This is a genomic window from Bradyrhizobium algeriense, assembly GCF_036924595.1.
Taxonomy (GTDB): Bacteria; Pseudomonadota; Alphaproteobacteria; order Rhizobiales; family Xanthobacteraceae; genus Bradyrhizobium; species Bradyrhizobium algeriense.
Genome location: NZ_JAZHRV010000001.1, coordinates 6,387,587 through 6,413,025 on the forward strand (window position 1 = coordinate 6,387,587; position 25,439 = coordinate 6,413,025).

General features: G+C 62.2%; 24 protein-coding genes and 1 pseudogene. 9 read left to right on the forward strand and 16 right to left on the reverse strand.

Going from position 1 to position 25,439, the window contains the following annotated elements; genetic code table 11:
• On the reverse strand, positions 1-984 hold the full coding sequence (ispH, locus tag V1286_RS30790; protein WP_108512190.1) for a 4-hydroxy-3-methylbut-2-enyl diphosphate reductase: 984 nt from the start codon (positions 982-984) through the stop codon (positions 1-3).
• A 219-nt stretch (positions 985-1,203) separates the two neighbouring features.
• Here ispH and V1286_RS30795 point away from each other — a divergent pair, with 219 nt between their 5' ends.
• Entirely contained in the window at positions 1,204-1,902 is a 699-nt protein-coding gene (locus tag V1286_RS30795; protein ID WP_334486053.1) for a DUF1013 domain-containing protein, read from the forward strand.
• Between the two features lie 65 nt (positions 1,903-1,967).
• Here the strand turns inward: V1286_RS30795 and V1286_RS30800 are convergent, their stop codons facing one another.
• Positions 1,968-4,433 carry an ATP-binding protein gene (locus V1286_RS30800; RefSeq protein ID WP_334486055.1) on the reverse strand — a complete coding sequence of 822 codons (2,466 nt, stop codon included), beginning with the start codon at positions 4,431-4,433 and terminating at the stop codon, positions 1,968-1,970.
• 185 nt (positions 4,434-4,618) lie between these two features.
• Here V1286_RS30800 and V1286_RS30805 point away from each other — a divergent pair.
• Positions 4,619-4,738, forward strand: a pseudogene (locus V1286_RS30805) (DUF1013 domain-containing protein); the annotation flags it as partial.
• 91 nt (positions 4,739-4,829) lie between these two features.
• Here the strand turns inward: V1286_RS30805 and V1286_RS30810 are convergent.
• The 12 genes from V1286_RS30810 to V1286_RS30865 all read right to left on the reverse strand — a co-directional run bounded on the left by V1286_RS30810 (position 4,830) and on the right by V1286_RS30865 (position 15,327).
• Positions 4,830-5,090, reverse strand: coding sequence for a SemiSWEET transporter (locus V1286_RS30810; protein ID WP_247517153.1), 261 nt, complete (start codon positions 5,088-5,090; stop codon positions 4,830-4,832).
• 64 nt (positions 5,091-5,154) lie between these two features.
• Positions 5,155-5,373, reverse strand: coding sequence for an alkylphosphonate utilization protein (locus V1286_RS30815; protein WP_334486059.1), 219 nt, complete (start codon positions 5,371-5,373; stop codon positions 5,155-5,157).
• Between the two features lie 195 nt (positions 5,374-5,568).
• Complete coding sequence (locus tag V1286_RS30820; RefSeq protein WP_108512192.1) at positions 5,569-5,775, reverse strand: DUF6494 family protein; 207 nt, start codon at positions 5,773-5,775, stop codon at positions 5,569-5,571.
• 13 nt (positions 5,776-5,788) lie between these two features.
• Positions 5,789-6,058 carry a hypothetical protein gene (locus V1286_RS30825; protein WP_417021199.1) on the reverse strand — a complete coding sequence of 90 codons (270 nt, stop codon included), beginning with the start codon at positions 6,056-6,058 and terminating at the stop codon, positions 5,789-5,791.
• Between the two features lie 202 nt (positions 6,059-6,260).
• Positions 6,261-6,968 carry a nitroreductase gene (locus V1286_RS30830; protein WP_417021200.1) on the reverse strand — a complete coding sequence of 236 codons (708 nt, stop codon included), beginning with the start codon at positions 6,966-6,968 and terminating at the stop codon, positions 6,261-6,263.
• 2 nt (positions 6,969-6,970) lie between these two features.
• Complete coding sequence (locus tag V1286_RS30835) at positions 6,971-8,215, reverse strand: acyl-CoA dehydrogenase (protein ID WP_334486064.1); 1,245 nt, start codon at positions 8,213-8,215, stop codon at positions 6,971-6,973.
• Positions 8,216-8,319: 104 nt separating this feature from the next.
• Positions 8,320-9,567, reverse strand: a complete 1,248-nt coding sequence (locus tag V1286_RS30840) for an acyl-CoA dehydrogenase (RefSeq protein ID WP_334486066.1) — start codon at positions 9,565-9,567, stop codon at positions 8,320-8,322.
• Positions 9,568-9,724: 157 nt separating this feature from the next.
• On the reverse strand, positions 9,725-10,852 hold the full coding sequence (locus tag V1286_RS30845; RefSeq protein ID WP_334486068.1) for an acyl-CoA dehydrogenase family protein: 1,128 nt from the start codon (positions 10,850-10,852) through the stop codon (positions 9,725-9,727).
• A gap of 109 nt (positions 10,853-10,961) precedes the next feature.
• Positions 10,962-12,830, reverse strand: a complete 1,869-nt coding sequence (locus V1286_RS30850) for an AMP-binding protein (RefSeq protein WP_334486070.1) — start codon at positions 12,828-12,830, stop codon at positions 10,962-10,964.
• Positions 12,831-12,871: 41 nt separating this feature from the next.
• Complete coding sequence (locus V1286_RS30855) at positions 12,872-13,678, reverse strand: enoyl-CoA hydratase/isomerase family protein (RefSeq protein WP_334486073.1); 807 nt, start codon at positions 13,676-13,678, stop codon at positions 12,872-12,874.
• A 156-nt stretch (positions 13,679-13,834) separates the two neighbouring features.
• Positions 13,835-14,593, reverse strand: a complete 759-nt coding sequence (locus tag V1286_RS30860; protein ID WP_334486076.1) for an SDR family NAD(P)-dependent oxidoreductase — start codon at positions 14,591-14,593, stop codon at positions 13,835-13,837.
• A gap of 62 nt (positions 14,594-14,655) precedes the next feature.
• Positions 14,656-15,327: a TetR family transcriptional regulator gene (locus V1286_RS30865; RefSeq protein WP_334486079.1), complete on the reverse strand. Its 672-nt coding sequence runs from the start codon at positions 15,325-15,327 to the stop codon at positions 14,656-14,658.
• Positions 15,328-15,475: 148 nt separating this feature from the next.
• Between V1286_RS30865 and V1286_RS30870 the strand changes: the two genes are divergently transcribed.
• The 4 genes from V1286_RS30870 to mbfA all read left to right on the forward strand — a co-directional run bounded on the left by V1286_RS30870 (position 15,476) and on the right by mbfA (position 20,760).
• Positions 15,476-16,648, forward strand: coding sequence for an acetyl-CoA C-acetyltransferase (locus V1286_RS30870; protein ID WP_334486081.1), 1,173 nt, complete (start codon positions 15,476-15,478; stop codon positions 16,646-16,648).
• A gap of 77 nt (positions 16,649-16,725) precedes the next feature.
• Entirely contained in the window at positions 16,726-18,267 is a 1,542-nt protein-coding gene (locus tag V1286_RS30875; RefSeq protein WP_334486083.1) for an acyl-CoA synthetase, read from the forward strand.
• Positions 18,268-18,551: 284 nt separating this feature from the next.
• Positions 18,552-19,700 carry an alpha/beta fold hydrolase gene (locus V1286_RS30880; RefSeq protein ID WP_334486085.1) on the forward strand — a complete coding sequence of 383 codons (1,149 nt, stop codon included), beginning with the start codon at positions 18,552-18,554 and terminating at the stop codon, positions 19,698-19,700.
• 88 nt (positions 19,701-19,788) lie between these two features.
• Entirely contained in the window at positions 19,789-20,760 is a 972-nt protein-coding gene (gene mbfA, locus V1286_RS30885; protein ID WP_334486088.1) for an iron exporter MbfA, read from the forward strand.
• Between the two features lie 8 nt (positions 20,761-20,768).
• On the opposite strand, the gene V1286_RS30890 is transcribed toward mbfA, so the two are convergent.
• A complete protein-coding gene (locus V1286_RS30890) occupies positions 20,769-21,305 on the reverse strand; it encodes a GNAT family N-acetyltransferase (protein WP_334486091.1) in 537 nt (178 codons plus the stop codon).
• 378 nt (positions 21,306-21,683) lie between these two features.
• Between V1286_RS30890 and V1286_RS30895 the strand changes: the two genes are divergently transcribed.
• The 3 genes from V1286_RS30895 (at position 21,684) to V1286_RS30905 (ending at position 24,186) form a co-directional block, all read left to right on the forward strand.
• Entirely contained in the window at positions 21,684-23,156 is a 1,473-nt protein-coding gene (locus V1286_RS30895) for an amidase (protein WP_334486094.1), read from the forward strand.
• A gap of 127 nt (positions 23,157-23,283) precedes the next feature.
• Positions 23,284-23,793 (forward strand): hypothetical protein, encoded by a 510-nt coding sequence (locus V1286_RS30900; protein WP_334486097.1) that lies wholly within the window; start codon positions 23,284-23,286, stop codon positions 23,791-23,793.
• A 39-nt stretch (positions 23,794-23,832) separates the two neighbouring features.
• The gene (locus V1286_RS30905; RefSeq protein ID WP_334486100.1) at positions 23,833-24,186 is read left to right on the forward strand and encodes a nuclear transport factor 2 family protein; all 354 of its coding nucleotides are present in this window, start codon (positions 23,833-23,835) and stop codon (positions 24,184-24,186) included.
• Positions 24,187-24,301: 115 nt separating this feature from the next.
• Here V1286_RS30905 and V1286_RS30910 read toward each other — a convergent pair whose 3' ends face one another.
• Positions 24,302-25,390, reverse strand: coding sequence for a Zn-dependent alcohol dehydrogenase (locus V1286_RS30910; RefSeq protein WP_334486102.1), 1,089 nt, complete (start codon positions 25,388-25,390; stop codon positions 24,302-24,304).
• Between the last annotated feature and the right edge of the window lie 49 nt (positions 25,391-25,439).

Below are 25,439 nucleotides of genomic sequence, written 5' to 3' on the forward strand. Positions count from 1 at the left end.
CTACTCGGCGGCAGCTTCGGGCCGCAGCGAACGCGGCAGCGGGAAGAACTCGTTCTCCTCCGCGGCCGACACCGTCTCCACATGCAATTCGAACCGCTCGGCGAAGGCGCCCATGATCTCCTCGACGATCACTTCCGGCGCGGATGCACCCGCCGTGATGCCGAGGCTCTTGATGCCCTCGAACCGCGACCAGTCGAGATCCGAGGCACGCTGTGCCAGGATCGCAATCTTGCAGCCCTCGCGCTCGGCGACCTCGCGCAGCCGCTGCGAGTTCGACGAGTTCGGCGCGCCGACCACGATCAGCGCATCGACCACCGGCGCCACCTTCTTGACCGCGAGCTGGCGGTTGGTGGTGGCGTAGCAGATGTCTTCCTTGTGCGGCCCGTTGATGTTCGGGAAGCGCTCCTTGAGCAGTGCCACGATCTCGGCGGTGTCGTCGATCGACAGCGTCGTCTGGGTCACGAAGGCGAGGTTGTTGGGATCCTTCGGCGTGAACGTCTTGGCGTCTTCCGCGGTCTCGATCAGCGTCACCGCGCCGGCCGGCAACTGGCCGAGCGTGCCGACCACCTCGGGGTGGTGGGAATGCCCGATCAGGAGGATTTCGCGGCCGCGCTTGAAATGAATCGCCGCCTCGCGGTGCACCTTCGTGACCAGCGGGCAGGTCGCGTCCAGCGAGAAGAAATTGCGGGCGCGGGCGTCGGCCGGAACCGATTTGGGAACCCCGTGGGCCGAGAACACCACCGGGGCGTTGGTATTGTCGGGAATTTCGGCGAGTTCCTCGACGAAGATCGCGCCCTTGGTCTTCAGGCTGTCGACCACGTAGCGGTTATGCACGATCTCGTGGCGGACATAGACCGGGGCGCCATAGATGGCGAGCGCCCGTTCGACGGTATCGATGGCCCGCACCACCCCGGCGCAGAAGCCTCGGGGGGAACAAAGCACGATTCTGAGATCTGGTTTCGCTGACGTTGACACAGAAGGCATCGGGGCTATCTCGGAGACCGAATCACCCCTAGCCGGCGGGCTGGGAACGGCCAATTCGCATAAGGACTTGGGACTGCTTTCGGGCTCTGTCAAGGCACTTTAGCAGACCATTGCGCCAATACCCCGGGAAGGCGTATATAGCGCCCTAATTCCCGTCATCACCGATGACCATAGGCTTCGCCTCCAAAAGAGGTGGGCGAGGCACAAAGGAGATTTGCCATGAGCAATGCACCGCTGATGCCAAAAGCGACTGCCGTGTGGCTGGTTGACAATACCGCGCTGACCTTCGACCAAGTGGCCGATTTCACCAAAATGCACCCCCTTGAGGTCCGTGCCATCGCCGATGGCGACGCCGCCCAGGGCATCAAGGGCATGGACCCGATTTCGACCGGCCAATTGTCCCGGGACGAGATCGAAAAGGGCGAAAAGGACCCGAATTACCGCCTCAAGCTCGGCGAGAGCAAGGTTGTGCTGCCGCCGGCTGCCAAGAAGAAGGGCCCGCGCTACACCCCGGTGTCGCGCCGCCACGAGCGGCCGAGCGCGATCCTGTGGCTGGTCCGCAACCACCCCGAATTGAAGGACGCGCAGATCATGCGCCTGGTCGGCACCACCAAGACCACCATCGCGAGCGTCCGCGACCGCACCCACTGGAATGCCTCCACGCTGACCCCGATGGACCCGGTGACGCTCGGCCTGTGCTCGCAGATCGAGCTCGATTTCGAGGTGCAGCGCGCCGCCAAGGAAAAGCCGGTGCCTGCGGCCTACGGCGGCGCGACGCTGCTGCCGGCCTCCGAGACCACCAAGAAGGAGCCGGAATTCGAGCCGAGCGAGAAGACGGAAGACGACCTCAACGTCGACGCCGTGTTCGCCAAGCTGAAGACGATCGGCGGCAAGAAGCAGGACGACGAAGAGGAGTAAAGATTTCTCGGCGGCTTCGGCTGGAGAGAATTCGAACGCGGCGGTTCATCCCGCCGCGTTTTTGTTTAGGAGGCCGGGCCAGTTGGATTGTCGGGATTGGATCTCCGGTAAAGCCGCGTAATGTGCTGCAGCAGTTCGTCCGCCAGGAACGGCTTGATCAGGACAGAAATGCCATGTGCAGTAACCGAGTCCACGACCTCCGACCGGATGTCGCCAGTCATGACAATGGCCGGGATGTTCCAGCCAAGTGCTGCGCGCAGGGCATTAACAGTATCAACGCCGTTGGCCGATCCGCGAAGATTGTAGTCGCATATCAGCAAGTCGGGACGGATTTCTTGCCGGTTGATTCGCGCCAGCGCGTCATTCGCAGTGGCGACCACGATCGCGTCTATGCCTTTCGTTTTCAGCAGGCGACTTAGCGAGGCCCGGACACTCTTCTCGTCTTCAACGACAAGAATGATATCGGGGAAGTCCTCCCTTTCAAATCTAGGCGTCCGCGCTCTTTCCATCGTATCGCGGCTTGAGTCTCCGCGCGGAACCTCAATCGAAAACACGGTGCCCCTGCCGGAGGTAGAGCGCACATCGATCCTGTGCTCCAGTATCTTCCCCATACGTCTGACGATGGCCAGACCTAATCCGAAACCGCCGCGCTCCGCACCATGCGCGCCCTGATAGTATTCCTGAAATATATGAGGCAGTTGATCCTGCGAGATGCCGACGCCGCTATCCCAGACCTCGATCCGAATTTTGTCGCCCGCGCGGCGGCAGCCCAGCAGAATTGTTCCCCGATCTGTATATCGCACCGCGTTCGACAGCAGATTTCGCAACATTGCTTCGAGCATTCCCTTGTCGCTACGGACCAGGAGTTTCGAACGGACCAGGCGCCACCGCACCCCCTTCTCGGCAACGGAATCGAGGAAATCGGCTGCCAGGGAATCAAACACTTCATTGATCGCGAAGTCGCGCTTCGACGGACGGAGGTCCCCGGCCTCCAGACGATTGACATCGAGCAGGCTCGACAGAATGCTGGACATGGTGTCGAGAGATCGCGCTATTCCGCCGACAAGGTTGCGTCCCTCTCCATCCGGGAGGCGCGGCTCAAGTGCCGCTTGCAGGAATCTCAACGTTTGCAGCGGTTGTCGCAGGTCATGGCTGGCGGCAGACAGGAAGCTGGTTTTTGCCTGATCTGCCAACGCCGCTGATTTCCAGGCACGGGAAATCTCTTCCTCAAATCGCATCCGCTCCGTGACGTCGGTCGTCAGGCCGTTGATACGCGTGGGCACTCCGCTTGCGTCAAAATGCGTAACTGCAATTTGCTCCAGCCACACTTCGCCGCGTCCATCCGGCCGCAGAAATCGGAACGTCATCGAATGTGAATGCTCGTCCGGACGGGCCGTGTTCAAGCGAGTGGTGACCGACGGGCGATCATCGGGATGGATTTGTCTTACCCATTCCGCGCTGCTGAGAGATTGTCTCGGGCCAAGACCCAGGATTTCGGCCGCGTTCTGGCTCAGCCGTATCAGGCCGATGCGAAGGTCCCAATCAAAGGTTATCACACCGCCGGCCCGAAGCGCTTCTTCCAGTCGATGCTCTCTTTCGAGGATCGCGAGTTCGTGTGTCCGTCGCTCGCTGAACAGAGCCGCCAGCACAAGCGCGCCGAACGAAGTGGCCAGAATGGTCGCCTGAGCAGACAGGATACGCTCCTCAAGCGGCAAGCGGGTATCGCCGAAGAGGCCAATGGCAAATATTGTCGTCCATACAATCGTCATTGCGCACATGAACGTTGCCACAGCTGTAAAGGCGGCGCGAACGCGGGCGGCGATCCACACAAACAGCGGACAGAGCGAGGCAATCGCCAGTTCGCGAGTCCACGGCTCATGGGGCAGAAAGACCAGGAGCAAACACAGCGTAGCCACGATCGCAAGCGCGAAGGTCCCCTCCGCAATTTCGCGCCGTGGCGGAGCCTTGCGCAAGAACGACGCGAGCCCAATCACCAGCGGTGCGACCGTAATAGTACCCAGTGTTTCGGAAGCGACCCAGTGACGCCATATCGTTACGGCGGATGAGGCTGAGGGGTGAAAGTACATAAATCCAAGCGTGCCTACGATACCGCTCATAAAGGCTGTAACTATCGTGGCGCCGAACAATCCAAAGACACGACGCAGCTGATTGAGCTCAAATGGTGCGCCATAGAATCGCTGGATAAGCCCTGCGACGATGACGGGTTCGCCCGCATTCGCCACGGCAAAAAACGTCGTGCTGGCAAGATTGCGGTCGCCGAGCAGATTGGCTGCAAAAGTGGCAACGACCACGCCGATGACGACCGGCCACCGAACGGTCGGCCCGAACGCCACTAGGATACCGGTGGCTACGCCCGCTGCAGGCCAGAACACTGCGACGCCGTCCGCCTTGTCGATCAGAGCGAGGCTAAGGCGCGCGGCGAGGAAATAAACAATCACGACTGAGATGGAGATGGCCCACGGCGGCCACGCCAGAGTCGAGTGCGTTGGAGGCGCATCACTTGTGGCCATATCCAAGCTCATCGTGCATACCCGCCAAGCATACGCAATTCAGCTTAAATTGCCGCTCGAGTCTCGCTTCTTCGTTCGACCGCTCCTTGTAATTAAATGGCTTGACCGCTCAGTATCCAGTGTCTGTGGTGGGCTGACAAGTGCAATCCAGCTGCTGGTGCAGTTCACGCGCGCCGTAGCGCGTTACCACGAAGAAGGAACCGGAATTGGGGCCGACCGAAAAGCAGCGCGACGATCTCAACGTCGACGCTGTGTTCGCCAAGTTCAAGACCATCGGCGGCGAGAAGCAGGGCGACGAGGAACAACGGCTGCCCCTATTCGGGTTGCCAGATTTCGAACGCGGCGGTTCATCCCGCCGCGTTTTGTTTGCGGCGAATACCGCCGGCTGGCCGCGCTTCAACCGTACTTCAACTTCATCCAGAGGATTCCGCCGGCCAGGACGATCGTAACCGCATTCGCGACGATCAGCGGCGCATCTCCGGAAAGCAGGCCGTACAACAGCCAAAGCAGAATGCCGAGCACCATGACGAGGAACATTCCAAGCGAAATGTCTTCGGTGGAGCGGGTTCTCCAGACTTTCACGAACTGCGGCGCATAAGCGAGGGTCGTGCACGCTGCAGCCGCAAACCCCAGCAGCTTGATAGCAAGTTGTTCCATGCCGCGCTTATAGCATCGATTCGAAGATGGATTTGCGAACGACGACCGGGTGAGCCGATACGGTTCACGCCTTCTTCAAGAACTCCGTGCGCAACACCAGGCCCTTGACCTTGTCGGTGCGGCCTTCGATCTCGTCGGGATCGTCCGTGAGGTGGATGTTCTTGATGACGGTGCCGCGCTTGAGCACGGTGGACGAACCCTTCAACTTCAAATCCTTGATCAGCGTGACGCTGTCGCCTTCGGCGAGCAGCGCGCCGTTGGAATCCCTGACCTTGATGTCCATGTGATGCTTTCTTTTGGAATGATCGCGAGGCGCTCGCTTCTTTCCTTCTCCCCTTGTGGGAGAAGGTGCCTTCGCGAGAGCGAAGGCGGATGAGGGGTCTCTATCCGCGGAGACAGACCCCTCACCCGTCTCGAATGAGCTGACGCTCATTCGATCCACCCCTCTCCCACAAGGGAAGAGGGGAAGGGACCCTCCTCAACCCAATTCGATCTCGTCGGATATCTCATGCGACAGGCTGACGCCTCCGATCGTCAGCACCATCTTCGCCGGCAGCTTCTCATTGCCCTTGAGCTTACCGGCCTCGATGGCGTCGCGCACGGCTTTTTCGATTTCGCGCTGCGAGGTGATGCCGACCTTCTTGAGGAAACCGCGCAGGCTGGCATTGAAGACGTCTTCGTTCATGAGGGCCTCCTGGTTAGGGCCTGGTCGGATTGTTCAGCATCTGCTCGGCGAGATTGCGTTGGGCACGATCGGTGCGGGCGTTGGCATTGCCGCGCTGCACGTCGCGGTTCTTGCGGCAGATGACATAATCGTTTGAACCTGCGGCGACATTGTTGGCGCGGCAGAATGCGTCGTCGTCGGCGCTGGTGTCGACCATGGTCGGCTGGCCGCGTTCGAGGCAACCGGTGAGCAATGGGGCTGCCAGCAGGAGCGCGATGAAGTGCTTTGCGGGTCCAAATTTCATTGCAGGCCTTCCGTTTTTCATCTCGTCATTGCCGGGCACCTGTCCCCGACCTGATCGGGGATGACCCTGCAATCCATCGAAAAGATGGCAGCCTGCTTTGAAGCCGATGGATGCCCGGGTCAAGCCCGCGGCTGTCCTGTTTTAATGTTTGCAGACGAGGCGCATGACGTTGATTCTTCTGTGTTCCACTTTTTGTTGCCCTCTAATCGATGAACGTCACGGTATCGGCAACGCTCGCCCGCGAGGTGCGGTAACTATTCACCTTGTGGGAATGGTCGGCGTAGCCGAACGAAATACCGCAAACCACCTTGCGATCGTCGGCGAGCTTGAAGTGCCGCCGGATCAGCCCGGAATGCCGCGCCAGTGCGGCCTGCGGAATAGTGCCGAGGCCGAGCGCCTGCGCCGCCAGCATGAAGTTGGAGACATAGGCGCCGCAATCGACCGCGCCGTAGATACCGAGGGGCTCGTCGGTGTGGATGATCGCGACATGCGGCGCGCCGAAGAAATTGTAGTTCTCCAGCGCCTGCTTCGCATACGCCATCTTGTCGCCGCGCGCGATGCCGAGCGTGTTGTAGAGCTGAAACCCGCTCTCGCGGCGGCGCTCCAGATAGACGCCGAGATATTCGCGCGGCGGCGCGAAATCATGATCGTCCTTGGCGCCGGAGGCGGCCTCGGCATAGATCGCCTTGCGAAACTTCTCCTTGGCCTCGCCGCTCGCAATCAGCACCTGCCAGGGCTGGCTGTTGCACCATGACGCCGTGCGTTGCGACACGTTCAATACGTGCTCAATGGTCTCGCGCGGTACCTCCTGCGGCAGGAAGGCGCGAACGGAATAGCGTTCGTTCAAGAGCTCCTTGAGCACGCCGATGCGATCGTCCGTCTCGTAACGCGCCTTTGCCGCAGCGTCCATGGTCATCGCCCCTTGGTCGGGATCTTGTTGAACGGCACGTCCTTGTCGACGCGGATATCGCCGGGCAGGCCGAGCACCCGTTCGGCGATGATGTTGCGCAGGATTTCATCGGTGCCGCCGGCGATGCGCATCGAGGGCGAAGACAGCAGCATCTGCTGGAACTGCCCGCTCGCCTCCTGCTCGTCAGCGCCGGTCAGCGCGCCGGCCGCACCCTGAAGATCCATCGCGTAAGTCGCGATATCCTGCAGCATCGAACCGGAGACCAGTTTACCGATGGAATTTTCCGGGCCCGGACGCTCGCCCTTGGAGAGCGACGAAATCGCGCGGTAGCTGGTGTATTTCAAGCCGCTCGCCTTCACCGCCCAGCCCGCAAGCTTCGAACGCGTCGCCGGATCGTCGATCGCGAGCCCGTCATCGGTCATCAGGTTCGAGCAGAACTCGAACATTTCGGGGAAACCCGTCGCGAGCCGCGAACCGATCGACATGCGCTCGTTCATCAGCGTGGTCAGCGACACATTCCAGCCGTCGCCGACGGCGCCGAGACGCTGGTGATCGGGAATCACCACATCGGTGAAATAGACCTCGTTGAACTCCTGCATGCCGTTGGCCTGCTTGATCGGCCGCACCTCGACGCCCTTGCTCTTCATGTCGAGGAAGAACATCGTCAGGCCCTTGTGCTTCGGCACATTGGGATCGGTGCGCGTGATCAGAAGACCGTAATCAGAGTAGTGCGCGCCCGAGGTCCAGATCTTCTGGCCGTTGACGATCCAGTTGTCGCCCTGCTTTTCCGCTCGCGTGCGCAAGCCTGCGACGTCGGAGCCGCCGGCCGGCTCGGAGAACAGCTGGCACCAGATATGTTCGCCGGAAGCAAGCTTCGGCAGATAATGACGCTTGTGCTCCTCGCTGCCGAACGCCATCACGGTGGGGCCGCACATGCCCTCGCCGATCTGGAACGGCTGCGTCAGCTTGCCGTAGACGCCCTCTTCCTGCTGCCAGATCACCTTCTCGATCGGGGTCGCGCCGCGGCCGCCATATTCCTTCGGCCAGTGCAGGCAGGCCCAGCCGCCTTCGGCCTTCTTCTTCTGCCAGGCCTTGCCGACATCGACGATCTCTTCCTTCTCCAGCCGGATACGGCCGAGCGAGGACTTTGACAGCTCCGCCTCGTATTGCCTCGGCGCGTTGGCGTCGATCCATTTGCGCGCGGTAGTGCGGAATTCGGCTTCCTGCGGGGTGTCATCGAAGTTCATGGCGGCTTCCTTTTTGTTCTTCGTAGGTGGGCTAAGCGAAGCGAGCCCACCATCTGAGTGTGACGCGGTGGGCAACGCTTGCGCGTTATCCACCCTACGAATCTTTACGCTCTTCCCTTGGTCGGGATCTTGTTGAACGGCACGTCCTTGTCGACCCTGATGTCGCCGGGCAGGCCAAGCACGCGCTCGGCGATGATGTTGCGCATGATCTCGTCGGTACCGCCCTCGACGCGGGTGCCCGGCGCGCGCAGCAGCATCGCCTGGAATTTGCCTGCAACCTCGGCCTCTTCAGGCCCGCTCAGCACGCCAGCGGCGCCCTGCAGGTCGAGCGCATACATCGCGACTTCCTGGACCATCGATCCCGCAACCAGTTTGCCGATGGAATTTTCCGGCCCCGGACGCTCGCCTTTCGACAGCGCCGAGATCGCGCGCATGCTGGTGTATCGGAGGCCACTGGCCTTCACCGCATAATTCGCAAGCTTCGAGCGGACGCTGCGATCCTCGATCGCGGGTCCATCTTCCAGCATCAGGCTGTTGCAGAAGTCGAACAGTTCCGGGAAGCCGGTCGAGACGCCGGCGCCGATCGACATGCGCTCGTTCATCAGCGTGGTCAGCGAGACGTTCCAGCCGTCATTGACGGTGCCTAGCCGCTGCGAATCCGGAATCTTCACATCGGTAAAATAGACCTCGTTGAAGTCGGACTGGCCGCTGGCCTGCTTGATCGGCCGCACCTCGACGCCCGGGCTCTTCATGTCCAGGAAGAACATGGTGAGGCCCTTGTGCTTGGCGACGTTCGGATCGGTTCGCGTCAGCAGGATGCCGTAATCAGAGTAATGCGCGCCCGAGGTCCATATCTTCTGGCCGTTGATGATCCAGTCGTCGCCGTTCTTCTCGGCGCGGGTGCGCAGACCTGCGACGTCGGAGCCGCCGGCGGGTTCGGAGAATAGTTGACACCAGACTTTTTCGCCCGAGGCCAGCGGCGGCAGGTATTTGCGCTTCTGCTCCTCGCCGGCGAACGCCATCATGGTTGGCCCACACATGCCGTGGCCGATGATGAACATGCCGGAGAGCTTGCCGAACGGGCCCTCTTCCTGCTGCCAGATCACGCGCTCGATCGGCGATGATCCACGGCCGCCATATTCCTTCGGCCAGTGCAGGCACGCCCAGCCGGCGTCGGCCTTCTTCTTCTGCCAGGCCTTTGCGACCTCGAGAATATTGGCGCCCTTGAGCACGGTGCGGCCGAGCGAGGACTTTCGAAGTTCTTCCTCATATTGCTTCGGCGCGTTGGCGGAGATCCACGCCTTGGCTTCTGCGCGGAACGCGGCTTCCTGCGGGGTGTCGTCGAAGTTCATGAGCGTGGTCCTTCAATTCTATCGGTCGTCCCTGCGAACGCAGGGACCCATAACCACCGGCCTACAAATTTAACCCGGGCTCTCGCATCGTGATCCAATCGAAACTTCTCGGCGTATGGGTCCCCGCTTTCGCGGGGACGACAACGGCGGTGATAGCCTACGCCGCGTTCTTCTTGCGCATGCGGTCGATCAACTGATCTTCCCAGTACGACAGGCTGCCGAGCGTCAGCGCGGTCGTGTTGGCGCGGCGGTAGTACATGTGGCAGTCGAACTCCCAGGTGAAACCCATGCCGCCGTGAACCTGGATGTTGTTCTTGGAGCAGTGCTGGAACGCCTGCGTCGCGCTGATGCGCGCAGCGGCTGCTGCTTCGGGCAACTCGGAGGCGTTGGTCGAGAGCGCCCAGGCGCCGTAGTAGCAGTTCGAGCGCGCCAGCGTCGCCGAGACATACATGTCGGCGAGGATGTGCTTCACCGCCTGGAACGAACCGATCGGCCGGCCGAACGCGATACGATCCAGCGCATAGTCGCGGCCCATTTCGAGCGCGCGATCGGAGCCGCCGACCTGTTCGAACGCCAGCAGCACTGCCGCGCGGTCGAGCACCTGGGTCAAAATGCTCCAGCCGTCACCGGCGGCACCGAGCGGCTCGGCCTTGGCGTTCTTGAAGGTGAGTTCGGCCTGGCCTCGGGTCGGATCGACATTGGTCAGCGATTTGGCTTCGACGCCGCCGGTCTTCAGGTCGACCAGGAACAGCGAGATATCGGAATCGCGACCCGTGGAGCCGGTACGCGCGGCGACCACGGCGAAATCGGCGATCGCGCCATCCGGCACCGGTTTCTTCACGCCACTGAGCGTGCCGCCGGAGGCCTGCAGCTTGATCGCCTTCGGCGACGGATTGCCCTTGCCCTCGAACAGCGCCAGCGTGCCGATCGCTTCGCCGCTCGCAATCTTCGGCAGCCATTTCTGCTTCTGCGCGTCCGAACCTGCCAGCAACAAAGCCTCAGCAGCGAGGTAGACGGTGGACGAGAACGGCACCGGCGCATTCGCGCGACCCATTTCCTCCGCGATCACGCAGAGCTCGAGATGGCCCGCGCCCGCGCCGCCGAATTCTTCGGGGATCGCGACGCCGAGAAAACCCATCTCGGCGAGGCCCTTCCACAGCGTCTTGTCGTACGGCGCCTTGCCGTCGAGTACCTCACGCACGGCCTTCGGCGGGCATTTTTCGGCGAGAAACTTCCTCGCCTCGTCGCGCATCTGTTTTTGTTCGTCGGAGAAATCGAAGTTCATGGCGGGTTACTCGCGTTGATGGTGGCTCGTAGGATGGGTGGAGCGAAGCGATACCCATCATTGTTTGGTTGCGGTTGATGGGTTTCGCTGCGCTCTACCCATCCTACGGTCAGTTCAAAATGATCACGTCCTCTCCCGGCTTCTCGGCGTATAGCTTCTCCACCAGCGCGGCGCGGCGCTCGAGGCCGGCGCGCTGGTTGATGTAACCCTTGTCGGTGAGCTCGTTGCCGTCGATCGAGGGCGGCTCGGCCATCAGCATCGCGCGCGCGATCCGCATGCTGCTGCCGGTGGCGGCCGCGTTGTGCGCTTCCAGCCCGCGCTTCAGGCAGGCGATCACTTCGGGATGCTTGACCACGTCTTCAAACGTCGCATCGGGACTGCGGACGATCTGCCGGCAGGCGTGCAGATTGGGCCAGGCCAACAGCCCGATGAATTCCCGGTCCTGCCCAGCCACCAGTGCGTCGTGCACAACAGGCGTGGCGGCAGCGATCGCATCGGTCCGCAGCGAGCCGACATGGACGAAGGTACCGGTCGTGAGCTTGAAGTCCTCGACCACGCGGCCGGCGAAGATGATGCCCTGCAATGGATCCTTTTCATCGACGAATATGCCTGCATCGCCGATGCAATAGAACCCCTCCTCGTCGAACATCTTCTTCGTCAAATCAGGCTGGCCGAAATAGCCCGGCGTGACGTTGACGCCGCGCAGGCGCAACTCGTACTTCGAACCGCACGGCACCATCTTCAGCTCGACGCCGGGGAACGGCAGGCCGATCAGGCCGACGCGCTCGGTGTCCCAATAGGTGCCGGTCGAGGTCGGCGCGGTCTCGGTCGAGCCCCACCCCGTATAGAACACGATGCGCTCGCCGGTGGTCTTCACCGCCAGCGCCTGCATGCGGTCGTAGAGATCATCAGGCAGCCGCGCGCCGCCGTAGGCCATCACGGTCAGATTCTTGAAGAAAGATCGACATAGCGCGTCGTCCTTTTCCATGGCCGCCGCCAGCGCCGCATAACCGGCGGGCACGTTGGCATAATAAGTCGGCGAAATCTCGCGCAGGTTACGCAGGGTCTCCTCGATCTGGCCGGGCATCGGCCGGCCGTCGTCGATATACAGCGTGCCGCCATCGACCAGGATCGGATGGAACGCGGCATTGCCGCCCATGGTGTGATTCCACGGCATCCAGTCGAGCACGGTCGCAATCGGCCCGTTCGGATCGCGCGGGCGCACCTGCATCATCATCGCCGCATTTGCGCACATCATCTCCTGCGTGTTGATGACGGCCTTCGGCATGCCGGTCGAGCCCGATGTGAACAGCAGCTTGCCGACGGTTTTGGGCGTGATCTTCGCAATCGACTCCTCGACCGCTTTGGTCACCGGCGTTGCGGCGAGATCGGCAAAGGACACGCTCTTGATGCCATCGCAGGGCCGCGCGACGTGGACGACAGTAACGCCGGTCAGGTCGAGCGCCTTCAAGGCCTTCTCAAAGGTCGGCCCGTCCTGCACCATCACGACCGCAGGCCTGATCAGGTCGAAGAGGTATTTGAGCTTGAGATGATCATGGCTCATCAGCGAATAGGCCGGCGACACCGGCGCTGCGGGAGAGCGCGCCTGCATCGCGGCCTGCGTCATCAGCGCGTGCTCGATCGAATTGCCGGACAGGATCGCAACGGGCTGGTCTTCGAGACCGAGATTGAGCAGGCCCTGCGTCAGCCCGTCGACGATGCGCTTGGCTTCGCCGTAGGAGACTTTCCGCCATTGCCGGTCCGCGTCGCCGCGTTGCGCCAGCCAGATGCGCTCGGGCGCCTGCTTCGCCCATTTCGAAAGCGACGCCGGGATATGCTTCTCGTAAGGCTGCAGCGGGATGCGCGACTTCAGGATGATGACGCCATCGGGACGACGCTCGACCGCGATGTCGCGCGCCAGCCACTCGATCTTGCGAAAGGCCGGCTTGGTCAACACTGCGGCAGCACTCCCACTCATATTGCGTCTCCCGGAATTCGGTCCTTTGCGGACTTCAAGTTCTATCGCTTGATATAGACAGGCTTTCGCTTTTCGAGAAAGGCGCTGATGCCTTCGTTGAAATCTTCCGAACGGCTGCACAACACCTGATTGCGGTCTTCCATCGCGATCACGGCTTCGATCGAGCCGGCATCGACGCTCATGTTGAGGCATTCTTTCGACAGCCTTAAGCCCACCGGCGAAGCCGTCATCATCGCATCGACGTAAGGTTCGACTGCTGCGTCCAGCCCGCCTTCCTCAACGACTTCGGAAACGAGGCCCACCGCAAGCGCACGTTCTGCGCCGATGAAGCGGCCGGTGAGGATCAGTTCGGACGCCACCGACACGCCGACCAGCCGCGGCAGGAAATAGGAGGTGCCGATGTCGCAGCCGCCGAGGCCGAGCTTGATGAAGGCGCAGTTCATCCGCGCGGACTTGGTGGCGATCCGGATATCGGCGGCGAGCGCCAGCGCAAAGCCACCGCCGGCCGCCGCACCCTGGATCAGCGCGATGATCGGCTGCGGACCGCGCCGCATCAGCATCACGATGTCGGCAATGCGCCGCTGCGAGTCCAGCGATTCGGTCACGCCGGGCGGCTCCTGCTGGCCGGCGCGGCGCTTCATCGCATGTTTGAGGTCGAGCCCGGCGCAGAACGACGCGCCGGCGCCCTTCAGTACGACCACGCGGATGGAGCGATTGCGCTGCAGGCCTTCGAAATAGGCGTTCAGCGCATCGATCATGTCAGGGTTGAGCGCGTTGAGGCTGTCCGGACGATTGAGCGTGACCCAATCGACCCCGTCATGATGTTCGATCAGCAGCGGGCTTGTCACGCAAGCCTCCCCACCGTCGTCCCGGCCAAGCGAAGCGCGAGCCGGGACCCATACGCCGTGTCGTGTCGATGGGGCATGGTCGCAGAGACCTTCCTGAGCAAAAACCGCCGCGGAGTATGGGTCCCCGCTTTCGCGGGGACGACGAGAGAGTGCGCCTTACCTTGGCGCCATGCGGATGGCGCCGTCGAGACGGATGGTTTCGCCGTTGAGCATCGGGTTCTCGACGATGTGAACCGCGAGCGCGCCGTATTCGGCGGCGTCGCCGAGGCGGGCCGGATGCGGCACCTGGGCGCCAAGGCTCTTGCGGGCCTCCTCGTTCAGGCCCATCAAGAGCGGCGTCAGGAACAGGCCGGGCGCGATGGTGTTGACGCGGATCTTGAGGCTGGCGAGATCGCGCGCGGCCGGGAGCGTGAGACCGACGACGCCGCCCTTCGACGCCGAATAGGCGATCTGGCCGATCTGGCCTTCATAAGCCGCCACCGAAGCCGTGTTGATGGCGACGCCGCGTTCTTCGCCGACCGGCGGCGCGGTCGCGAGGCGCTCAGCGAACAGGCGCAGCACGTTGAAGGTACCGATCAGATTGACATTGATGATGCGGACAAACTTCGCCAACGGATAGACGCCGTCCTTGCCGACGGTGCGCTGCGAACCGCCGATGCCGGCGCAGTTCATCAAGACGCGCGTAATGCCGTGGGCGGCTTCGGCCTTGGCAATCGCCGCCTTGATCGCCTCTTCGTCAGTCACGTCGGCATGAAGGGCAACGCCCTTCACTTCGGCGGCGACCTTTTCGGCGTTTTCCTTGTTCTGGTCGATGACGCCGATTTTCGCGCCCTTGGCGGCCATGGCGCGGGCGGTCGCGGCGCCGAGGCCGGAGCCACCGCCGGTGATGAGAACGGCTACGTCTTGCAACTGCATTGTAACAACCTTTCCTTGGGAGTTTCTTCTCTGGATTCGTAGGCTACTGAGTGTCGCGATCGTTATCCGGCGGCGGCACCTTTTTCTTTCCCGTTCAGCATCCCGCCGCAGATCAGCGCTTCCATATGCTTGATATATTCGCGGCAGACCTCGTCGGTGACGGGGCCGACACCGGTCGCCCGCGACATCGCGTGGCGGCCGAAGAACAGGTGATCGCAGGCGCCAACCAGGCTGGTGTAGAACATCACCGGATCGATGTTGCGAAACTCGCCGGCCTTGATGCCCTCCGCGAGCAGCCGCCGCTGGAATTCCAGGAGCGGCGCCACGAAAAACTTCGACACCTCGTCGGCCGCTTCCGTGCTGCTCTCATGCAGCAGATAGTGGATCAGCCGGTTCATATACGGGAACTGGTAATAGGCGCGGATAATGCCGCCGATATGCAGCTTGAGTTTTGCGGTCGGCGATATCGGCTGGCTGATGAGATATTCGAGCCCCGACATCTCGGTCGCGGCGTCGCGCGCCAGCAGCGCCAGTAACAGCCCGTCCTTGTTGCCGAAATGGTATTTCACCAGCGCGGCGTTGACGCCCGACTTCTGCGCGATGTCGGACAGCGACACCTCGATCGAGGCGCGCTCGATCATCAGTTCGCTCGCCGCGATAAGCAGCTTCTCGGCGGTGCTGTTTTTACCGCCCTGAGGCCTGGTCGGTATGCTGGTATTCAACTGCGATGCCATCGCTGCCTGGTCCGGAAATCCGGGCCGCACATAAGCGCATGCCGCGCCTGCACTCAAGAGTTAATTGATTGATTGACTAAATCCCGCAGCGCCCCTTAAATCCGGCCCAACTTTCAAACGCCATCCATAAACATCAGGGAGAACAGACATGGCCGAGGCCTATATCGTCGCCGCCGCGCGTACCGCGGGTGGCCGCAAGGGGGGACGTCTCGCAGGCTGGCATCCGGCCGATCTCGCCGCTTCGGTACTGAATTCGCTGGTCGATCGCTCCGGCGTCGATCCCGCCCAGATCGAAGACGTCATCATGGGCTGCGTGATGCAGGCCGGCGAGCAGTCCAACAACATCGCCCGCAACGCGGTGATGGCCTCGAAACTTCCCGAGAGCGTGCCCGCCACCTCGGTCGACCGCCAGTGCGGCTCGTCGCAGCAAGCGCTGCACTTCGCGGCGCAGGCGGTGATGGCCGGCTCGATGGACATTGTGATCGCCGCAGGCGTGGAATCGATGACGCGGGTGCCGATGGGCCTTGCCTCGCAGCTGCCCGCCAAGAACGGCTTTGGCCACTACAAGAGCCCGGGCCTCGAGCAGAAATATCCGAACATCGTGTTCAGCCAGTTCACCGGCGCGGAAATGATGGCGGAGAAGTACGGCCTCTCGAAGGACCAGCTCGACGAATACTCCTACAACAGCCACCAGCGCGCGATTGCCGCGACTCAAGGCGGCAAGTTCAAGGAAGAAATCGTTCCGCTGCAGATCACCCGCGCCGACAACTCGACCGATACCCATCACATCGACGAAGGCATCCGCTTCGACGCCAGCCTCGACGGCATCAAGGGCGTCAAGCTGATCGCCGAGAACGGCAAGCATACCGCGGCCAGCGCCAGCCAGATCTGCGACGGCGCTTCCGGCGTCTTGGTGGTGAACGAACGCGGCCTCAAGTCGCTCGGCGTCAAGCCGCTGGCGCGGATCCATCACATGACCATGATGGGCGGCGATCCCGTGATCATGCTGGATGCCCCGCTGCACGCCACCAAGCGGGCGCTGGAGAAGGCCGGGATGTCGATCAACGACATCGACCTGTTCGAGGTCAACGAGGCCTTCGCGGCCGTGCCGGTGGCATGGCTGAAGACGACAGGCGCCGATCCGGCACGGCTCAACGTCAATGGCGGCGCCATCGCGCTCGGCCATCCGCTCGGCGGCTCCGGCACCAAGCTGATGACCACGCTGGTCAATGCGCTGAAGCAGAACAACAAGCGTTACGGCCTGCAGACCATGTGCGAAGGCGGCGGCATGGCGAACGTGACCATCGTCGAGCGGCTTTAAAAACAAGAAAAGCGTTTGGCGACTGGCGAGCAGGGAGTGCGCTTCCTGCTCGCCATTTTCTTATTGAGGAAACACCCATGACCCATCCCTCCGTCCACGCCCGCACCTATCCGAACAAGATCGCCTATCAGATGGCGACGACCGGCAAGGCGATCACCTATCGTGAACTCGACGAGCTCTCGAACCAGGGCGCGCAACTGTTTCGTTCACTTGGGCTTAGGGCCGGCGACCACATTGCACTCCTGATGGAAAACCGCCTCGCCTTCATGGAGATCTGCTGGGCGGCGCAGCGCGCAGGTCTCTACTACACCGCGATCAGCCGCTATCTGACGCAGGACGAAATCGCCTACATCGTGAAAGACTGCGGCGCAAAAGTCTTCATCACCACGCCGAAATGCGCCGACCAGGTCAGGGGCCTCGTTGGCCAGCCTGATGGACCGCTGCTCTACATGATGGATGAGCCCGAGCCGGGCTTCCGTTCCTTTGACAGGGAAGCCGCCGCGCAGCCGGCCATGCCGATTGCGGATGAGCTGGCGGGCTACGACATGCTGTATTCGTCCGGCACCACCGGGCGGCCCAAGGGCATCAAGAAGGAGTTCGAGGGCAAGGCGATCGACGTGCCGAACCCGCTCCTGAAAATTCTCTGCGCCGACATGTGCGGCATGTCGTCCGACAGCATCTATCTGTCGCCGGCGCCGCTCTATCACGCAGCCCCCTTGCGCTTCAACATGATGGCGATCACGCTCGGCGGCACCTCCATCATCATGGAGCATTTCGACGCCGAGGAATTTCTAAAACTGGTCGAGAAATACAAGGCCACGCAGTCGCAGCTGGTGCCGACCATGTTCGTGCGCATGCTGAAGCTGCCGGACGAGGTGCGCACGCGCTACAATGTTTCCTCGCTGAAAGGCGCGATTCACGCCGCGGCCCCCTGCCCGGTCGACGTGAAGGCAAAAATGATCGAGTGGTGGGGACCGATCCTGATCGAATATTACGCCGGCTCCGAAGGCAACGGCGTCACCGTCTCGACCTCGCAGCAATGGCTGACGCACCGCGGCACCGTCGGCCGCGCCGTGGTCGGCAAGGTGAAGATTTTGGACGAGAACGACGAGGAGCGTCCCGTGGGCGAAATCGGCACTGTCTATTTCGCCGATGCGCCTGCCTTCGCCTATCACAACGATCCCGAGAAGACGAAGAAGGCCTACAATGAAAAAGGCTGGTCGACGCTCGGCGACGTCGGCTATCTCGACGCGGAAGGTTTCCTCTACCTCACCGACCGCAAGAGCTACATGATCATCTCGGGCGGCGTGAACATCTACCCGCAGGAGACCGAGGACGTCCTGATCACCCATCCCGCCGTCTCCGACGTCGCGGTGTTCGGCGTGCCGAACGAGGAAATGGGCGAAGAGGTCAAGGCCGTGGTGCAGCCGCACGACATGGCAAAAGCCGGCAAGGAGCTCGAGGCCGAACTGATCGTGTTCTGCCGCAAGCATTTGTCGCCGATCAAATGCCCGAAAAGCATCGACTTCGAGGCGGAGTTGCCGCGGACGCCGACCGGGAAACTGGTGAAGCGGCATCTGCGCGACAAGTACTGGCCGAAGCCGGCGGCGAAGGGGTAGCGCGGGAATCGCAGGGTGGGCAGAGGCGCTAAGCGCCGTACCCATCATCTGCTCGCCTACACCTGATGGTGGGCACGCTTACGCTTTTGCTCACCCTACGCATCCGGCCAAAGCACGCGGCACTTTCTTCCCTTCTCCCCTTGTGGGAGAAGGTGCCTTGCCGAAGGCAAGGCGGATGAGGGGTCTCTATCCGCGGAGACAGACCCCTCACCCGTCTCAAATGAGCTTACGCTCATTCGATCCACCCTCTCCCACAAGGGAGAGGGGGAAGAAAGGCGCGAACAATGCCCATCCTCCCCGAGATCCCGCTCCCGCCTTCCATCCGCTCGCGCTATGTCGACGGCATCAACGGCCTGCGCATGCATGTGCTCGAGGCCGGCTTCGAAACCCGCGGCCGGCCCTGCGTGCTGCTGCTGCATGGCTTCCCCGAACTCGCCTTCTCCTGGCGCAAGGTGATGCCGGTTCTCGCAGAAGCCGGCTATCACGTGATCGCGCCGGACCAGCGCGGCTATGGCCGCACCACCGGATGGGACCCGGACTACGACGGCGATCTCGCCTCGTTCCGGCTCACCAACCTGGTGCGCGACACGCTTGGGCTGGTGTCGGCGTTCGGCTATCGCAGCGTTGACGCCGTCATCGGGCATGATTTCGGCTCTTCGGTCGCCGCCTGGTGCGCGCTGATCCGGCCCGACGTGTTTCGCTCGGTCCTCATGATGAGCGCGCCGTTCGGCGGCCCGCCACCCCTGCCCTTCAACACGGTGCACGAACCCGCCAGGCCCGTCGATGATCCCATTCACCACGACCTCGCAGCGCTGCCGCGCCCGCGAAAGCATTACCAATGGTACTACTCGACGCGCGAGGCGAATGCCGACATGCACCGCGCGCCGCAAGGCGTGCACGATTTCCTGCGCGCCTACTATCATCACAAGAGCGCGGACTGGAAGGACAACCAGCCATATCCGCTGAAGTCATGGTCGGCGGGCGAAATCGCAAAACTGCCGACCTATTATGTGATGGACCTCGCCAAGGACATGGCCGCGACGGTTGCGGAAGAGATGCCGTCAGCGGAAGAGATCGCCGCGAATAAATGGTTGCCCGATAGCGAGCTTGCCTTCTACAGCGCCGAGTACGAACGCAACGGTTTCCAGGGCGGGCTGCAATGGTATCGCTGCGGCACCTCGGGCGCGTTTTTGCCGGAACTGCAGACCTGGTCGGGCCGCACCATCGACGTGCGCTCTGCCTTCATCTCGGGCAAGCAGGACTGGGGCACCTATCAGCGTCCCGGCGTGTACGAGGCCATGCAGAAGGCCTGCACCAACATGATCGGCAGCCATCTCGTCGATGGCGCGGGCCACTGGGTGCAGCAGGAGCAGGCCAACGAAGTGAGCTGGTTGCTGGTGCAATTCTTGCGAGGGACGAACGCGAACGCTTAGACCAAGGCGAACCAGGCCAGGCCCGGCAATTGACCGCGGCGACAGCCAATATTAGAATTATTCTAAATTAAGAAAAAGGCGCTGTCCCGTGAAGAATTTCGCCGATCTGACCGAACGCGAAGTGCTGGCTGTCGCGATCTCTTCCGAGGAGGAGGACAGCCGCATCTACATGACGTTCGCGGAAGACCTCGCGGAACGCTATCCGGATTCGGCCAAGGTGTTCGAGGAGATGGCCGAGGAGGAACGCGGCCACCGCCATCGGCTGCTGGAACTGTACGAGCAGCGCTTTGGCGCGCATCTGCCGCCGATCCGCCGCGAGGACGTCAAGGGCTTCCTGAGGCGTCGGCCGATCTGGCTGACCAAGAACCTGTCGCTCGACACCATCCGCAAGGAAGTCGAGACGATGGAACTCCAGGCCGAGCAATTCTACATCAAGGCCGCAGAGCAGGCCGACGATGTCGGCGTGCGCCGCTTGCTCGGCGACCTCGCCGAGGAAGAAAGGGGCCACGAGAAGCTCGCAGTGAAGCTGACCGGCGAGATCCTCAGCCCGGATGTGCGCGCCGAGGAAGACAAGACGCGCCGGCGTATGTTCGTGCTGCAATATGTGCAGCCGGGGTTGGCCGGATTGATGGACGGCTCGGTCTCGACGCTGGCGCCACTGTTCGCCGCCGCCTTTGCCACGCATCAGAACTGGCAGACGTTTCTGGTGGGACTGGCCGCCTCGATCGGCGCCGGCATCAGCATGGGCTTTGCCGAAGCGCTCTCGGATGATGGCTCGCTGACGGGGCGCGGCTCGCCATGGCTGCGCGGCATCACCTGCGGGTTGATGACGACGCTGGGCGGTATCGGCCACACCCTGCCCTATCTCGTTCCCGACCCCTGGCCGAACGCATTCTGGATCGCGACCGTGATCGCCTGCATCATCGTGTTCTTTGAATTGTGGGCGATCGCCTTTATCCGCGCGCGATACATGGACACGCCTTTCCTTCAGGCGGTGTTCCAGATCGTGCTCGGCGGCGCCATCGTGCTCGCGGTCGGGATATTGATCGGGACGGCGTAGCCGGCGCCTCAGTTCGCACTCACGGCGTCTCCCGCGATCCGGCCGAACATTCGAAAATCATGGAACGCGCCCTTGAACCATGCCTTTTGCCGCAACGTGCCTTCATACTGAAAGCCTGACTTTTCCAGCACGCGGTCGGACGCGGCATTACCGGGCATCGTCCAGGCATCGATACGATTGAGCCTGAAGGTCTCATGTCCGCACGCGACCACGGCCCGCACCGCCTCCGTCATCAGGCCCCTGCCCCAATAATCCGGATGCAACTCGTAGCCGATTTGGCCGCAGCGCCATTTCTTCTCGAAACTGTTGAAGCGGATCGCGCCGGCCAGCGCCTTTGAGCCGCTGATCTCGATGATCCAGGCACACCCCTTGCCGGAGCCGTGGACCTTGGACATCCAGCGCACGAAACGTTCGACCTGCGTCGTGGACGGCGCGTCGGGCCAATTGGAAAAACGCGTTACGTCGGGAACCGACAATAACGCCCGAAACGCAGGGACGTCCTTTGGCGCCGCGGCCCGCAAGGTCAGCCGCTTAGTGGACAACACGGGAAATTTCCGACTCGCGCTGTGTGGCATGGTTTCCTCTGCCCGTTGATTTTGGTTCGCAGACATTCCGGAAGAGTGGCATCAACTGCCGTTGAGCCCGCCGATCTCGGGGAAGAACATGTCCTTCCACGAAGCAGGCTCGTGCTTGATGGCGCCGACCCGGCGCATGAATTTTGCGAATTTCATCCGCGCAAATCTCATCGGAGCCTCCCGCACTGTTTTCATTTTTCGTTGAGCGGAAGACTAGCGCGCAAACGGTGTTGCCGCCAAGAGCATAGCAACGTGACCGTTCTGCCGCTGTACAGCCATTGCTCTTGCGGCGTCGGCGCAAACTGAGCATCATCCGCGCCGCATCGAAGGACAGATCGGGAGTACGCCTTGGCCAAATCGCAATGGAGTTTCAAGACCGCCGTCGAATTGTCATCTGCGCTTGCTGACAGGAAAGTCTCAGCGGTCGAATTGGCAGAGGACGCGATCGGCCGGATCGAGCGGCACGATGCCAAGATCAATGCGATTTGCGTCCGTGATTTCGAGCGCGGCCTTGCCGCCGCGCGGGCTGCCGATGCGGAACTAGCCCGCGGGGTGAAGAAGCCGCTGCTCGGCATCCCGATGACGGTGAAGGAGTCCTTCAACATTGCGGGGCTGCCGACGACCTGGGGCATTCCGGCGCAGAAGGATTTCACGCCGACCGAAGACGCGCTGCCGATCACCCGCGTCAAGGACGCCGGCGGCGTGATCCTCGGCAAGACCAACGTGCCGCTCGGGCTCGGCGACTGGCAGAGCTACAACGAAATCTACGGCACCACCAACAACCCGTTCAATCTCGGCCGCACGCCGGGCGGTTCTTCCGGCGGCTCGTCGGCGGCGCTCGCGGCGGGCTATGGCGCGCTCTCGCTCGGCTCCGACATCGGCGGCTCCTTGCGCGTGCCCGCGTTTCACTGCGGCATCTACGCGCATAAGCCGACCTTCGACCTCGTCGCCATGCGCGGCCACACGCCGCCACCCCTGCCGCCGCTGCCTTCCACGCGCGATCTCAGCGTGATCGGTCCGATGGCGCGTTGCGTGGCCGATTTGTCGCTGCTGCTCGACGTGATCGCAGGGCCCGATCCGCTCGAATCCGGCAAGGCCTATAGCCTCACGCTGCCACCGGCGCGTCACACGGAGATGAAGAACTTCCGCGTGCTCTTGATCGACAGCGATCCTGTCATGCCGACCGACAGTGTGGTGCGCGGAACGCTGGAAGCACTTGCCGCAGATCTCGCCAGGGCCGGCGTCAAGGTCGACCGCGCCAGTCCGCTGCTGCCTGATTTCGCAGTATCGAGCCGGCTCTACATGCGGATGCTGATGTCGTTCCTTGCGGCTTCCTTTGCGCCCGAAGCCTACACCGGCGCGCTGGCGGCCGCCGCGTCGCTGCCCGCCGAGGACATAAGCCTCGCCGCCGAGCGCCTGCGCGGCATTACGCTCAGCCACCGCGACTGGTTGATGGCCGATGGCGGACGCTCCCGGCTGCGCGCGCAATGGCGCGAACTGTTCAAGACCTATGATGCCGTAATCTGCCCGCTGATGCCGACGCCGGCCTATCCGCACGATCACTCCGATGACCAGGAAAAACGCCGCATCAGGATCGACGGTAAGGATTACATCTATCCCGACCAGCTTTCCTGGCCCGGCATCGCCACCTTGCCCGGCCTGCCGTCGACAGCGATCCCGACTGGCTTTTCGCCGGATGGACTGCCGGTCGGCGTGCAGATCGTCGGGCCCTCGCTGGAGGACCGCACGCCGCTCAAGCTGGCGGAACTGATCGAGCGCGAATTCGGCGGGTTCAAGCCGCCGCCAATGTTTGATGATTAGAGACCCCTCGTGCCGGCGAGTTGCGCGCAAGCGCACCTCCTCGCCATGAGGGTGAAGCGGCACCGTTGAAAGCGCCATGCGGACTTTCATTCAAAGCGTCATCGCCGTCGTTGCCGGCTTCCTGCTGATGTGGCCGCTTGGCTATGCCTATGCCGCGCTCGGCTGGCCAACATTCCACTTGTGGGGGCTGATGCATGGCACATTTGTCGCGGCCTGGCCTACCCTCTCGATCCTGGCATTCCTGGCACTGGGGTATCTGCCGCTTTTCCGGAGCATCGACGACGCCGCGCTTCTGATCGCCGGCCTTGTTTGGGGTCTGTTGCTGGCCACTGCTTTCAACATCCGCCACGCTCTCGGCTTTGAGATTGCCTATGGCCTGTTCAGCGCCACGGCCGTTATCGTTGCAGCACTATGCATCTTTGCCAAACACCGGCTCCGTTTGGCGCTGCTCGTGATATCGCCGCTTGTCTTCCTGAACCTGGATCTTCTGCTGGCGCCACCGACGCTTGAACAATTCCTGTCTCAAACCATCTTTGATCTCAAGGCGCTCTTGCCGCCAGTCGCCTTCTCGCTTGCGGGTTACGTGCTTGGTTCGCTCGTCCGCTTCGTGATCAAACGCTCGCCGAGAACAGCGTGATGGCCGCTCCACATTGACGAACAAGGACCGGAGGAAATCATGAACAACGACCTCGCCGAGCTGACAGAGCTCAACCACGACTATGTCGCTTCAGTCCAGAACTGCGATGTCAAACGCTTCGATGAAATTCTTGCAGCGGACTTCTATTGCTCGAATCCCGACAAGTCGCTGGTCGACCGCGCGGCGTTCCTGAAGCAGACCGCGATCCCGGTGACGATCAGGGACCTTACGGCACACGACGTGAAAATCCGCGTGCTCGGCGATTTCGCCATCATCCACGCCGCCACCAGCTATACGACCGCGGACGGCCAGCAGGCCCACGGCCGCTACACCGATTGCTGGGCGAAACAGAACGGGAAGTGGCTCGCCGTCTCGGCGCACGTGTCGCGGTAGGCCAACGCCGTCATTGCCGGGCTTGGCCCGGCAATCCATCCACGTCGAAGGAAGGCTTCTTGTGAAGATCGATGGATGCCCGGGTCAAGCCCGGGCATGACGAGCTCGATCTATCTCACGCATCAAACATGATCACGCTGCGCAGCGTCTTGCCGGCCTTCATGTTGGCAAAGCCCTCGTTGATCTCGGAGAGTTTCAGCTTGGCCGAGATCCAGTCCTCCAGGTGCAGCTTGCCGCGCATGTAGAACTCGACGAGGCGGGGCATGTCGACGCGGAAATGGTTGGAGCCCATCGACGAGCCCTGGATCCGGCGCTCACGCAGGAAATCGAAACCGTGCAGTTCGATCTTCTGGCCGAACGGGATCATGCCGACGATGGTCGCGGTGCCGCCGGCTGCCAGCATCGCAAAAGACTGCTCCGCGGTTTCCTTGCGGCCCAGCACCTCGAAGGAGTGATGCACGCCGCCACCGGTGAGTTCGCGCACCTGCTGCACCACGTCGCCCCTTGCAGGGTCGACGATGTCGGTGGCGCCGAGCTTGGTGGCCAACTGCAGCTTGGCCGGGTTGGTATCGATGGCGATGATGCGGCCGGCGCCTGCGATCGCAGCCCCATTGATAGCCGCCATGCCGACGCCGCCGCAACCGATCACGGCGACCGTTTCGCCGGCCTGAACCTTGGCGGTGTTCACCACCGCGCCGTAGCCGGTGATGACGCCGCAGCCGATCAGCGCCGCCAGCTCCAGCGGCATGTCCTTGCGGATTTTGACGATGGCGTTTTCGTGCACCAGCATCTGCTCGGCGAAGGACGAGAGGTTGAGGAACTGATGGAGCTTCTCCTCACGCGCCCAGGACAGCCGGTTGGACTGGCCGGGCAGCATCTTCACTGTCGTGTCGGTGCAGAGCACCGTGCGGCCGGTGGTGCAGTTGTCGCAGGTGCCGCAGAACACTGACAGACAGGTGACGACGTGATCGCCGGGTTTTACGTAGGTGACGTCGGAGCCGACCTTTTCGACCACGCCGGCGGATTCATGCCCGAGCACCGCCGGCAGCGGATGCGGATACAACCCTTCCATGAAATGCAGGTCGGAATGACAGAGGCCGGCGACGCGAGTGCGGATCAGGACTTCGCGCGGGCCGGGGTTCGGCACGCTGACATCCTCGATCATCAGCGGCTGGTTGACTTCATGCAGAACGGCGGCCTTCATCGGATGCTCCCTCTATACTTCTGTTATTTTTGAACCAGTATTGAAATCA

Excerpts from the sequence above, each read along its gene's own strand:
- ispH (WP_108512190.1), bottom strand. The coding sequence starts at position 984 with ATGCCTTCTGTGTCAACGTCAGCGAAACCAGATCTCAGAATCGTGCTT.
- V1286_RS30795 (WP_334486053.1), top strand. The coding sequence starts at position 1,204 with ATGAGCAATGCACCGCTGATGCCAAAAGCGACTGCCGTGTGGCTGGTT.
- V1286_RS30800 (WP_334486055.1), bottom strand. The coding sequence starts at position 4,433 with ATGGCCACAAGTGATGCGCCTCCAACGCACTCGACTCTGGCGTGGCCG.
- V1286_RS30810 (WP_247517153.1), bottom strand. The coding sequence starts at position 5,090 with ATGGAACAACTTGCTATCAAGCTGCTGGGGTTTGCGGCTGCAGCGTGC.
- V1286_RS30815 (WP_334486059.1), bottom strand. The coding sequence starts at position 5,373 with ATGGACATCAAGGTCAGGGATTCCAACGGCGCGCTGCTCGCCGAAGGC.
- V1286_RS30820 (WP_108512192.1), bottom strand. The coding sequence starts at position 5,775 with ATGAACGAAGACGTCTTCAATGCCAGCCTGCGCGGTTTCCTCAAGAAG.
- V1286_RS30825 (WP_417021199.1), bottom strand. The coding sequence starts at position 6,058 with ATGAAATTTGGACCCGCAAAGCACTTCATCGCGCTCCTGCTGGCAGCC.
- V1286_RS30830 (WP_417021200.1), bottom strand. The coding sequence starts at position 6,968 with ATGGACGCTGCGGCAAAGGCGCGTTACGAGACGGACGATCGCATCGGC.
- V1286_RS30835 (WP_334486064.1), bottom strand. The coding sequence starts at position 8,215 with ATGAACTTCGATGACACCCCGCAGGAAGCCGAATTCCGCACTACCGCG.
- V1286_RS30840 (WP_334486066.1), bottom strand. The coding sequence starts at position 9,567 with ATGAACTTCGACGACACCCCGCAGGAAGCCGCGTTCCGCGCAGAAGCC.
- V1286_RS30845 (WP_334486068.1), bottom strand. The coding sequence starts at position 10,852 with ATGAACTTCGATTTCTCCGACGAACAAAAACAGATGCGCGACGAGGCG.
- V1286_RS30850 (WP_334486070.1), bottom strand. The coding sequence starts at position 12,830 with ATGAGTGGGAGTGCTGCCGCAGTGTTGACCAAGCCGGCCTTTCGCAAG.
- V1286_RS30860 (WP_334486076.1), bottom strand. The coding sequence starts at position 14,593 with ATGCAGTTGCAAGACGTAGCCGTTCTCATCACCGGCGGTGGCTCCGGC.
- V1286_RS30865 (WP_334486079.1), bottom strand. The coding sequence starts at position 15,327 with ATGGCATCGCAGTTGAATACCAGCATACCGACCAGGCCTCAGGGCGGT.
- V1286_RS30870 (WP_334486081.1), top strand. The coding sequence starts at position 15,476 with ATGGCCGAGGCCTATATCGTCGCCGCCGCGCGTACCGCGGGTGGCCGC.
- V1286_RS30875 (WP_334486083.1), top strand. The coding sequence starts at position 16,726 with ATGACCCATCCCTCCGTCCACGCCCGCACCTATCCGAACAAGATCGCC.
- V1286_RS30880 (WP_334486085.1), top strand. The coding sequence starts at position 18,552 with ATGCCCATCCTCCCCGAGATCCCGCTCCCGCCTTCCATCCGCTCGCGC.
- V1286_RS30900 (WP_334486097.1), top strand. The coding sequence starts at position 23,284 with ATGTGGCCGCTTGGCTATGCCTATGCCGCGCTCGGCTGGCCAACATTC.
- V1286_RS30905 (WP_334486100.1), top strand. The coding sequence starts at position 23,833 with ATGAACAACGACCTCGCCGAGCTGACAGAGCTCAACCACGACTATGTC.
- V1286_RS30910 (WP_334486102.1), bottom strand. The coding sequence starts at position 25,390 with ATGAAGGCCGCCGTTCTGCATGAAGTCAACCAGCCGCTGATGATCGAG.